The 11,132-nt window shown below is 61.1% G+C and carries 9 protein-coding genes; 2 read left to right on the top strand and 7 right to left on the bottom strand.

Features of this window, described 5'->3' with window-relative positions; genetic code table 11:
- The 4 genes from VGM61_RS04350 to VGM61_RS04365 form a co-directional block, all read right to left on the bottom strand.
- Positions 1-877, bottom strand: an 877-nt coding sequence (locus VGM61_RS04350; RefSeq protein ID WP_331521508.1) for a glycosyl hydrolase 115 family protein, incomplete at its 3' end; no start/stop codon positions are given.
- Between the two features lie 69 nt (positions 878-946).
- Positions 947-2,788: a M61 family peptidase gene (locus tag VGM61_RS04355; protein ID WP_331521580.1), complete on the bottom strand. Its 1,842-nt coding sequence runs from the start codon at positions 2,786-2,788 to the stop codon at positions 947-949.
- A gap of 184 nt (positions 2,789-2,972) precedes the next feature.
- Positions 2,973-4,427, bottom strand: a complete 1,455-nt coding sequence (locus tag VGM61_RS04360) for a glycosyltransferase family 2 protein (RefSeq protein WP_331521509.1) — start codon at positions 4,425-4,427, stop codon at positions 2,973-2,975.
- Between the two features lie 9 nt (positions 4,428-4,436).
- On the bottom strand, positions 4,437-5,009 hold the full coding sequence (locus tag VGM61_RS04365; protein WP_331521510.1) for a cytochrome b: 573 nt from the start codon (positions 5,007-5,009) through the stop codon (positions 4,437-4,439).
- Between the two features lie 660 nt (positions 5,010-5,669).
- On the opposite strand from VGM61_RS04365, the gene VGM61_RS04370 reads away from it, so the two are divergent.
- Complete coding sequence (locus VGM61_RS04370) at positions 5,670-6,890, top strand: PQQ-dependent sugar dehydrogenase (RefSeq protein ID WP_331521511.1); 1,221 nt, start codon at positions 5,670-5,672, stop codon at positions 6,888-6,890.
- Between the two features lie 108 nt (positions 6,891-6,998).
- Positions 6,999-7,853, top strand: coding sequence for a PA4780 family RIO1-like protein kinase (locus VGM61_RS04375; protein ID WP_331521512.1), 855 nt, complete (start codon positions 6,999-7,001; stop codon positions 7,851-7,853).
- 27 nt (positions 7,854-7,880) lie between these two features.
- Here VGM61_RS04375 and VGM61_RS04380 read toward each other — a convergent pair whose 3' ends face one another.
- The 3 genes from VGM61_RS04380 to VGM61_RS04390 form a co-directional block, all read right to left on the bottom strand.
- The gene (locus VGM61_RS04380) at positions 7,881-8,351 is read right to left on the bottom strand and encodes a group II truncated hemoglobin (RefSeq protein WP_331521513.1); all 471 of its coding nucleotides are present in this window, start codon (positions 8,349-8,351) and stop codon (positions 7,881-7,883) included.
- 376 nt (positions 8,352-8,727) lie between these two features.
- Positions 8,728-9,498, bottom strand: coding sequence for a DUF72 domain-containing protein (locus tag VGM61_RS04385; RefSeq protein ID WP_331521514.1), 771 nt, complete (start codon positions 9,496-9,498; stop codon positions 8,728-8,730).
- 27 nt (positions 9,499-9,525) lie between these two features.
- On the bottom strand, positions 9,526-11,094 hold the full coding sequence (locus VGM61_RS04390; RefSeq protein WP_331521515.1) for an SDR family oxidoreductase: 1,569 nt from the start codon (positions 11,092-11,094) through the stop codon (positions 9,526-9,528).
- Positions 11,095-11,132: the final 38 nt, after the last annotated feature.

The raw sequence follows: 11,132 nt of genomic DNA on the forward strand, positions 1-11,132 counted from the left end.
ACAGTCCACGAAGGCCAACCTCCCACAGGATCTGCTGGTCCACCGGATAGGCGGCGACGGCGTTTTTCCAGGCGTTCTCGATGTATTGGGGATCGTTTGTCAGGTTGTAAGGGACATCCGCAGGCCAGCGCGAAAAGTTAACGCCGACGGGCGTCGCGTGGTGTTGATTCAAAAGCAAACCCCGCTCCGCGACGAGCCGATCCTGCGGTTCGTTGGCGAATGGCCATGTGCCCGCCACCACCATATTCCCCTTAAGGCGAAGAATGGTCTCGAAGATCTTGTTCCAGACCTCGAGCGAGATGCCGGTGTGATCCGTCGCCTCCCCGGGAGCCCATCCGGTAAGCAGATCCTCGTCATTGATAAAGAAGCCGCGATAACGGAAGACGGGTGGTGCAAAGCGCCTGTCGAGTCTCGCTGGCAGATGGATAGCGGTCTGGTGCGCAGGCTCGTGATCGGTCCAGTAGTACATCGGGTCGACGCCGAGCACGTCCTGCGAGAACTGATAGATCGCATAGAGCGTGCCGCGCATGTCGGCGCCGGCGAGGCGAATGACCTGGACCGTACGCGCGTTGTCGAGGGTAACCGGCCCACTGGTGATCGAGAAGGCCTCCGGGGTCGAGTCATGATCCGCCGGCGCTCCGGTCGCCTCATTCCCGAGTGCGATAACGACCGGTCCGCCGTCCTGTGCTCGTGCGACGATTTGGGGCGCTTTGCCGAAGACCTTGCGCATGTCTGACGCGAGGTCCTCGGCAGCGTGACGAACGGGCGCCGGCTGGTCGGCCTCGACCAGGATCGTCGCGTTGCCATTGAAGAGAATGTCATTGCTGACGGGTTGTGCCCGCAGGGTCGTGACACCAGCAACGAGCAACGCAACCATCGCAAGAATTCGGCACTTAGGCATGCCGACTCCAAGCATTCCCCGCCATATATGCGCCCACATCGGCGATCAGCGAGCCTTGATGAGCTGTGCGAGCGTGTCGGGCTTGCTCGTGTCTCGTTCCAGATGCGGGTACTTCAGGCCGTCGTGGTAGTCCACGCGAAGGGTCTGGAACTCGTTGAAGTTCTTCACCAGCAGCTCCACCGGCTGGCTCTTGTCCTTGGCCGCGGCGGTGATGGCGTCTTTGATGGCATCGCCGGAGAACTCCTTGCCGTTGACCGCGACGATCTTCATGCCGGGCGAGAGGCCGGCCTTGAAGGCGGGCCCATCCCACAATACGTCGCTGATGTCGCCGCCCTTACCGATCAATACACCCAGCGAGTAAGTGAGCTCGGAGACGCCGCGCTGCTTCTCCATGGCATCGATCGCGGCAGAAGGCTTGTCGTTGTAGACCAGCTTCCAGCCGTGCGAGGCCAGTCCGCCGATCAGCGGGCCATGCCCGTCCAGGCGCTCACGCAGGTACTTCGCCCAGTCGAACGGTTCGATGGTGTTGAGCGTCTTGACCACGTCTTCAAAGGTGTAGGGATTGACGTCCCACTTGCCGTTCTCCATGCCGAAGAACGCCTTGGCGAAGTTGTCGATGGTCTTCTTGTTGCCGCTGAGTTCGCGCAGCTTGCCGTCGACGTCCAGCCAGATCATCTGGCCGGCGGAGTAGTACTCCTGGCGGCCCTGATAGTTGTGGTACGGCTGTCCGCCGCGCCCGCCGATGATCGGATCGTTGGTGGTGTCCTGTACATTGCGCCAGCTGGCGAGGCCCGGACGGCCCTTGTCATAGACCGAGGCGGTATAAGCCCACATGTCACGCGCCTGCTCGTCGGTCCACAAGCCCGAACGCGCCGCCATCACGTGACCCCAGAACTGGGTCTGGCCCTCGTACACCCACAGCAGGGTGTCGCTCATCGGCACGTTAAAGCTCGGCGTGGCCAGATCCGCACCCCGGCGGTACTTGCCGTCCCAGGAATGGTTGAACTCGTGCGAGAACAGGTCGCGGCTCATCGCGCTCTTGTTCCATTCGGTGAAGAAGTCCGCGCCGGTGCCGTCTTCGCTGGAGCGGTGGTGCTCCAGGCCATTGCCGCTCATCTTGTCACTGAGCGAGACAAGGAAATCGTAGTGATCGTAGTGATGCGCGCCGTACAGCTTGTACATCTGCTGCACCAGGTCGCGGAACGGCTTGATCTGCTCGGGTTTCATTTCCAGGTATTTCGGATCGTCGGCGACGAAGTCCATGTGCACCGGGGTTTGCGCACCGGGATCAAGGTCCACGCGCTTGAAGTACTTGCCGGCATAGATGGGTGAATCGACCAGGTCGTCGTAGTCAATCGGCTTGTAGGTCACCGTGTTGCCACTGGTGGATGCCACTTCCAGCGCGGTACCGGCCTGCCAGCCGGCTGGGTAGGTCACGCTGGCCTGGGACATGATGCGGTTGGCGTTGTACCCGGCCGGGTACAAGGTGACAGCGTTCCACTGCAGGTTGAGCATCTCCGGCGTCATCACCACGCGGCCCTGCTTGGTGTCTTGCGGCGAGAGGTACTCGAAGTAAGCCTGCACTTCGGTCGCGCCCTGCGGCACGTCAACATGGAAGGCGTAGACGTTGAGCGGATCGCGCGTCCACGGCAGTACCTTGCCGTTGGCCTTGACCACCAGCCCGGCGAGCTTGTCGATCGGGCCGCCTGGCGAATGCGCGCCGGGCAACCATTGCGGGTACAGCAGGGTCAACGGGCCGGCCTGGGCCGGAATCGTTTCGTTGATGCGGAACACGCGATGGGCGATATCAGTGGCGTCCACGGCTATCTTGAGGCTGCCGTTGAACGGGACATCCTGCGGCGGCGCAACGTCGGCGAAGGCGGGCATGGCGGCGAGCGCCAGTAAGGTGCAAGCGAAGGATGTGGTTTTCAACGAAGGCTCTCCGGGCAGGTCTGCGCTCAGGGTGAAGGATCCCGGTCAGATGAACGGAGCCCCTACCCGACATGACAGCCATCCTATGGTAGGCCGAAGGTCATGCCCCTCCTCCTGCCATAGGTCACGTCGCCGTGAACTAATGTCCTTCCTCGGCCGAATTGAGCCCTTCCCGGTGCTGGGTGCCCCACTCGCTACGCCTGAGTAAAAAGTATAGCCAGCCAAGTGCCGCACCGCCGTGACGCATCAACTGGAATGAAAATGGCTCCAGGACCGACGCGAGCAATGCCATGCCGAAACTTGAGGTTGTACTGTCGCCAGTCCAGCGTCGGTACAAATGCACGGACCAGGACTGAAACGTCAGATCGATGGTGATCTTGCCGAGGATGATGAACAACACCGGCAGCACGATCGCGACGTGGCCGCCAAAGAGAAAGGCGAGCAGCAAGAAGAAGGCAGTCAATCCATAGAGCGGCTGCACCGTGTCAAAAGCCTTCACCGGCAGCATCAGCGTACCGAGCAGACCGTACCGCCGGTTGCCGATCATGCTGCGATACCAATACTGCGTCTGCAAAAAGCCTGCGAACCAGCGCCGCCGCTGACGCAGAAAACTGGGCAATGTGCTTGGTGCATCAGTGCGCGCCCTGGCGCCGCCGATCACGCGTACGTCCCAGTCCAGACCGCAGTCGAGGGCATAGCGACGCAGCCGGTGAATCAGCTCATAATCCTCCACCAGACAATCCGGATCGAAACCACCGACAGTCAACAAGGGCTCGCGTCGAAAGCACGCAAACGCGCCGGATATCAGCAGAAGGCTATGCGCTCGCATCCACGCATAGCGGGAAATAAAGTTGCGGATATATTCATAGGTCTGGAACCACTGAAAGAAGCGACCGCTGGCCGTGCGGCTGCAGACTGGCGACAGCAGCCCTGCCGCGACCACCAGGTTTGGCGATACGGCGAACGCGTGGGATATCGCCGCACATGCTTCTGGTTCGAGCAGCGTATCCGCATCGACGGTCATCACCGTCTCGGTATTTATCAAGACGATCGCCGCATTCAAGGCGCGCGCCTTGCCACCGTGTGGCATGCGCAACCAGCGCAACGTGGGAAAGGACGGACTCGGTTCGCTCAACCTGCCCTCACCGGGGTCGACCAGGCCGTAGCGCTCAGCCAGCAGTGCGCCGGTACCATCGGTCGATCCATCATCGGCGATCACGATCTGGGTTGGCACGAAGGTCTGGCCGAGCAACGCATTGAGTGTGATCGGCAATACCGCCGCTTCGTTATGCGCGGCAACGACCACGCCCAGCGTCGGTGCGGGGTGACTGGCCGCAACCGGTGACAGCGGCCTCACCAGCGAGAGTGATTGCCACGCTACGAAGACCAGCAGCAGCGTGTCGTATGTGGCATACGCAATACCGGTGGACCAGGCAGCAACGCCATTCAGAAAAAACGCCCGCACGAACAACACCAGCCACAGCGCCATCACGCCACCGTGGATCAGTACGCTGATCGGCGGAGTACGCACGGGCGAGATGCGTGGCGAGGTCATCGCCCGCGCACGATCGAGAGCAGAAAGGGACGCTTCCATCAACATCCTTTACAGCATCCGCCCCAGCACCGGGTGGCGGTCAATCCACTGGTGTTTGAGCGCGCCCAGAATATGCAGCGACAGCACCGCGTAAAGCGCATAACCGCACGCCGTATGCAACGTCCCCAACTGCGTATGCAGCTGATCTTTCAGGGCAGGATCCAGATGCAGCAAAAAGCCGATACGCGGCCATGGCACCAGACCGAACAAGTACATCGGATGCGATTGGGCGGCTATCCACGCCGAGTCGTGCATCCAGCCGCTAAGGGGCAGTGCGAATATCAGCACATAAAGCGCGACGTGCGCGGCGTGCGCCATAGCCTTTTCCCAGCCAGCAAATACGCTCGGAAGCGGCGGCGGCCGATGCGTCAACCGCCACAGCACGCGCAAGATGGCCAGCCCCAGCACCGTGATGCCGATGGACTTGTGCGTGTCGATCACCATGCGCGCACCCCTATCGGACAATATCGATGGTGGCAGCAGTGCAGCACTCAGGCCGAGGGCGATATTGGCGATGATCAACAGTGCAATCGCCCAGTGCAGCAGCATCGCAACACGCGTATATCGAACCCTGTTTTCCATCAACGCTCACCTGGTGACACTGCAAGCAATCAACACCGGGGGCGCGATAAGTTACAGTCGAAGACGGGTAGTGCCCGAATAAACACAAATGGTTGCATCCACGCTCCGAGGATCACCGCCACCCCTTGAACGTGTAGGTAAGGTCAGCCCGGAATATCGATTCGAACCCCCGGTACGGAAGAGGCGAGGCGTCAAATACGGCCTTCCGAGCGGCTTCTAACCGCTCGCTGGTAAACGTACAGCCCGGGTCCGCATGGACGCTCAACACCTCGCCACCCAGAGCCTGCTTGATGTATACCCTGCAGTGTCCACGGTCGCTATCGGTAGGTACCCAGTGCCGCATGACGCTCGACTGGAGCGCATCCGCGTACCTGCCCTCAAGGGTTTTGCGGTCCTCCCCCGAACTGGCACGCTGCAGGCCCGCAGCGGCGGCAGCGATAGGCGTCGCGGCAAGGATGGTCGCGAGCGTGACCGCCAGGTATGCATTTGCACGGACGCGGATGGCGCGTCGTTGAACATCGTTGGCTTCCATATTCCCCTCGACTAGGAATGTCCCTCGGCCCCTGACGAGTATGCGCGCTTTCCAAGAAACCATCACACCGAGGCGGCATCCAGAACGCTATGATGTCCCGGGTCATTCGTTCGCAAGGAAAGATGCAAATGATGAAGCTGGCAAGCGGGTTTTTTCTTGCGGTTCTGCTAACAGGCGCCGCCCATGCGCAGACCAATGCGGGCGAACAGAAATCCGACCCCGACCTTCCCTTCACCATCACGAAAGTGGCGAGCTTCAATCTGCCTTGGCGCATCGCGTTCCTGCCCGATGGCCGCATGCTTGTGACCGAGAAGGTCGGCCGCGTCGATCTGGTGACTCCGCAGGGCGCCAAGACCGAAATCAAGGGCGTCCCATCCAGCTATTTTGAAGGCCAGGACGGCATGCACGGCGTCTTCCTTTCACCCCATTACGCCACGGACCACCATGTGTATCTCACCTATGTCGAACCGGGTGCCTATGGTGGGGGCCTGGCGTTGGGCCGGGGTCGGCTCGTGCTCGATGGCGAGCAGCCGCGGCTGGATGGCTTCGAAGTGCTGTGGCACCAGATGCCCCCGGGCAAGGGTGGTCAACCCGGCGCCCAGGTCGCCTTTTCACCGGACGGCAAGTATCTGTTCCTGACGGTGGGCGACCGCCAGCGCTTCAAGCCCGCGCAGGATCCGGACCAACCGGTAGGCAAGATCTTGCGGCTGACGCTGGACGGCAAACCCGCGCCAGGCAATCCGTGGGCAGGAAAGGTCGGTGCCCGCACCATTCCGCTGATCGATCCGCCAGCCAATACCGAGGCAGCCAAGACTGCGCCGGTGGTCAGCACCTATACGTTCCCCGGTCCAAACCTGACGCCGGCGGAAACCTGGAGTACCGGCCACCGTACACCTTATGGCCTCGCCTTCGGTCCCGATGGTCGACTGTGGGAACTCGAGCATGGGCCGCGCGGCGGCGACGAACTGAACCTGATCCAGCGTGGCAAGAACTACGGCTGGCCGCTGGTCTCCTATGGCGTCAACTATGACGGCGTACCCATTCCCAGCCCTGATACGCGGCCAGACCTGGTCAAGCCAGTGATCTATTGGACGCCGGTGATCGCGCCGGGCAACCTGATGTTCTACAAGGGCAGCCTGTTCCCTCACTGGAAGGGCAGCGCCTTGATCAGCGGCCTTGCCAGCCTCGGAATCGTTCGCGTCACGTTTGACGGCAAGGGCGGCGCCACCGCGGTCCAGCGCTGGAGCATCGGAAAACGCATCCGCGATATCGAAGAAGCGCCGGACGGCTCGCTCTGGCTACTGGAAGACGCCAGTTCCGGCGGCCTGTACCACCTCACACCGAAATAATTCGACGAATCAGGCGCCGCCCATCTCACGATGGCAACTCGCACCCGAAAATGCGAAACTTGGCGGTTAATGGCCGCCCTCGCGGCGCCAATCGCTCCCAGAGACACCGTGAAGACCCCCCAAGGCTTGCAGGCGCTGATAGAAGACGGCGTCATCGATGAAGTGCTGCGACCACTCAAGAGTGGCAAGGAAGCGGCGGTATACATTGTCCGCAGCGGCGACGACATACGCTGCGCGAAGGTTTACAAAGACCTGGCCCAACGCAGCTTCCAGCAGCGCGTGCAGTATCAGGAAGGTCGCAAGGTACGAGGCAGCCGGGAGGCGCGTGCGATCGGCAAGGCCAGCAAGTACGGTCGCAAGCAGCAGGAAGTAGCCTGGAAGAACACCGAGGTCGATGCGCTCTACCAATTGCGCCTCGCTGGTGTACGTGTGCCTGAGCCGTATGGCTACTTCCACGGTGTACTAGTGATGGAACTGGTTACCGACGCCGAAGGTTTCTCCGCACCACGCCTGGGTGAGGTTGAACTCAGTGCGCAGACGGCGCGTGAATACCATCGTGTGCTGGTGCGGCAGGTGGTACGGATGCTGTGTATCGGGCTGATTCATGGGGATCTGTCCGCGTACAACGTATTGGTCGGCCCGGATGGGCCGGTAGTAATCGATTTTCCCCAAGTGGTCAGTGCCGCGGGCAACAATGCGGCGCGCGCGATGCTGTTGCGTGACGTCAACAACCTCACGGCGCATCTTGGACGTTGGGCACCGGACCTATTTGAGACGTGGTACGGCGAAGAGATGTGGGCGTTGTTCGAAGCGGGTGAGCTGCGACCGGATTCGGAACTGACCGGCGAGTTCGAGCCAGACGAATCCGAGGTGGATCTCGACAGTATCCGGCAGTCCATCAACGATGCCCGTGAAGAAGCGCTGATCCGACAGCAGGGTCGCGAAGCGGCGGCGGAAGAATAACCTGACCCTGGCGCCCGCGGCCTGGCATCACCCCTGGTAAGGGCCGCCCACGGGTCCCCAGCCCCAGGCGGGCATGGCGGAATCGACGTCAGGCAGTGAATCCAGCTGGGAATTGATCACTGCCAGCCGTGTGCCCCATTCGAGATAACCCACGAAGGCCGAGCGGAACTCCGGGTCGTCCGGCAACCCAATGGCATCCGCACACTCCAGCATCAACGACATCCATCGCGTGCGCTGGCTTTCCGTCAGATGCTTGCCCAGATGTTGCAGGATCATCGCGTGGTGTCCGCCCCGCTCCTGACTGTAGAACGCCGGGCCACCGAGCACCTCGGCGATGAAAGCAGCCACCAGCCGCGGATGATCGGCCGCCATATGGGCGAACAGCGGAGCCAGCAAGGGCTCCGTGGTGACACGCTCGTAGAACACTGTTGTCAGCCGCTCGAAGGCCTCGTTGCCGCCGGCCCATTCATAAAGGGTTGGCACTGATGGCTGAGTCATGCTTCGGCGTCCTGTGCAGGGGTGTGGTAGCGGATATATTCCACAATCATGCGGCACACTCGTGTCGATGGCGGAAGTTTGCCGCCGAAGCTTACGCACCAACGGACCGGCCAGCGCACGTCCAGATGAGGGTTCTCCACCCCGTCCGGCACGAAGAACCCGAGATGCCCATCGTTGAAGCTGGCGGTGTAGTCACGCAACGCGTAGAGGTAGCCGGCGTAGTTCGTGGTGGTCTTCGCCCTTTCCAGCGCCAGCGCCAGGCCCTTGTCATTCCTGGCCGCGAAACCGGGGTTCTCAGGATCATTGGGTGCCGGGGAGCATCCGGGCTATTCGGCCACCGCTTCGGCACATAGCCTGGCATGAAACGCGAACCATCTCACGATGGGAACACGCTCTCGTCAAGTAGCTCCAGCAAGGTCAACGCATTGGGCACGGCTTCACCGCGGGCCGTATTATCGAAGATGCACCAGACGTCACGTTTCATCTTCCGGGCCAGACGTATCTGCGCAGCTACGCCCTCGAGAAATGCTTTGTCGTAAGCTGAGTAATATACGTGTGGCGACCCGTGCAGGCGGATGTAGAGCAGCCCTGGATCTCCTTCGCAGTCGCCACCGGGTACTGGCGAAGGATCCGCTTGTACGCATGCAACGCCCCCGTCTTTTAACACGGAGCTGCCAAGGGATGTGAACCAGCTCGAGTGGCGCGGTTCGCAAACGATGGGGACTGAAGTGAAGTCACGTAGCAAGGAGAAAAAGACCGTAGCGTCATTTTCATCCATCGCAAGGCTGGGGGGCAGTTGAACGAGTATGCAGCCCAACTTATTCCCGAGGGAAGTTACCTCCTCGAAGAAAATGCGTACGGGCATTTCGCATTGCCGTAACCGTAGATCATGAGTGATGGTACGCGGCATTTTTATGCTGAAGCGGAACGTATCAGGCACACTGTTCGCCCAACGAACATACGTTTTTTTCTGGTGCGAACGATAGAACGATGTGTTGATCTCCACGCAGGAGAAGACCTGCGCGTAGCGTTCAAGGTGACTGCCGTCCGTCGCAAAAAGGCCTGCTTCCCTGGAAGGGATCGACCAGCCGGCGCTACCGATGCGGATGCCGGGGCTTACCGTCGCAATCGTTTTTGGCTTTTTCATGCCAGTGAACGCCTATGCCATCCAGACTTACCAGTCGGTCGGTCGATAATCCTTCAGGAACTGCCCCCACACGTGTTCGCCGGTGTTGATGCCACTGATGATTGGATCCACGATACGCGCAGCGCCGTCCACGATGTCCAGCGGCGGGTGGAAACGCTCTTCCAAAACTTTTTTCGCTGCCAGCCCGGCCGGATCCTCATCGGTCACCCAGCCGGTGTCGACGCTGTTCATGTGGATGCCGTCGTTGTGGTAATCGGTAGCCGAGGTGCGCGTCATCATGTTGAGCGCGGCCTTCGCCATGTTGGTGTGTGGATGGCGCGTGGTCTTGAAGTTGCGGTAGAACTGGCCTTCCATCGCAGACACGTTGACGATGTGCTTGTCGCGTTCGGATGTGCGCAGCATCAGCGGCTTCAGTCGCGCATTGATGATGAATGGCGCGATGGCATTGACCAGCTGCACTTCCAGCAATTCCACCGAGGGTACTTCGGCCATCAGCAAACGCCACGAATTGCGTTCGCGCAGGTCGATCTGCTGCAGGTCCTGGTCGAGCCTGCCCTCGGGGAACAGGTGGCTCTGCGCCAGAAGCTCTTCGGGCAGCAACGGCATCTGGGATAGTTCGGCAGCGCGGGTCAGGCCGGGAAGGTCCGTGGCGCGGCTGGCCAGCGGGTTCGCCGTAACACCGGCCTCTGGCAGGATATTGGAGCCGCGCAAGCCCTCGTAGTGACCCACCAGTTTGCGAACGTGTTCGGGCATGTCGTGCAGCGCTGCCGTCTCCCCTTCCATCATGTGAGCGTAGAAATCGGGTGGGCGGCGCACGGTTTGGCAGGCGTTGTTGATGATGAAGTCCAGTCGCGGCCGCGTGGCAACCAGTTCATGGCAGAATGCTTCGACGCTTGGCGTGTGGCGCAGGTCCAGTCCGTAGACTTGCAGGCGATGGCCCCATTCGCCGAAATCCGGTTCCTCGGCGTAGCGTGCCGCCGAGTCGCGCGGGAAGCGCGTGGTGACGATCAGTTCCGCGCCAGCGCGCAGCAATTTCAGACCGGCTTGATAACCGATTTTCACGCGACCACCGGTCAGCAGCGCGACGCGACCGCGCAGGTCAACCAGTTCCGTGCGCTTGGCGTAGTTGAACGCGGCACAGGTGGGGCACAGCTGATCGTAGAAGAAATGGATCGCCGAATATTTCTGCTTGCACACATAGCAGTGCTTGGGCTCGATCGATTCGCGCGGTTGCGCGGCATCGGCATCGGGCGTGATGTCGTTCGCCTCGAAGCCCTGCGGAGCAAACACGTTCGGCGTGGTGAATACCGGTTTGCGGCGCAGAGCGCGAATGCCGGTCTGGTTCAGCACGGTGTCCTCGGCCTGGATCTTCGACGCATGCCTCGCCTTCTGGGCAGCCTTCAACTTGATCCGACGCTCACCCGGGTCGGGGTGATAGACCTGTGCCACCGCCTGATGCAGGCGTTGGCGGTCTTCTGCCGGGAGCCTGTCCAGCAATAGTCGATCGGCCGCAACCGATTCAAGCAGCTGCGCCGCTTCGCGTAAGCGTTGCAGCAGTGCGGTATCGGCGTCATCAGCCGGTGGTGTGGTGGTCAAGAGCGTGATCCGTATCGAGTAAAGCGGCACGATGTGGG

Origin of the sequence: Pinirhizobacter sp., assembly GCF_036499745.1 — a bacterium.
Taxonomy (GTDB): Bacteria; Pseudomonadota; Gammaproteobacteria; order Xanthomonadales; family Rhodanobacteraceae; genus Pinirhizobacter.

Excerpts from the sequence above, each read along its gene's own strand:
- VGM61_RS04365 (WP_331521510.1), bottom strand. The coding sequence starts at position 5,009 with ATGGAAAACAGGGTTCGATATACGCGTGTTGCGATGCTGCTGCACTGG.
- VGM61_RS04355 (WP_331521580.1), bottom strand. The coding sequence starts at position 2,788 with ATGCCCGCCTTCGCCGACGTTGCGCCGCCGCAGGATGTCCCGTTCAAC.
- VGM61_RS04360 (WP_331521509.1), bottom strand. The coding sequence starts at position 4,427 with ATGGAAGCGTCCCTTTCTGCTCTCGATCGTGCGCGGGCGATGACCTCG.
- VGM61_RS04380 (WP_331521513.1), bottom strand. The coding sequence starts at position 8,351 with ATGACTCAGCCATCAGTGCCAACCCTTTATGAATGGGCCGGCGGCAAC.
- VGM61_RS04370 (WP_331521511.1), top strand. The coding sequence starts at position 5,670 with ATGATGAAGCTGGCAAGCGGGTTTTTTCTTGCGGTTCTGCTAACAGGC.
- VGM61_RS04385 (WP_331521514.1), bottom strand. The coding sequence starts at position 9,498 with ATGAAAAAGCCAAAAACGATTGCGACGGTAAGCCCCGGCATCCGCATC.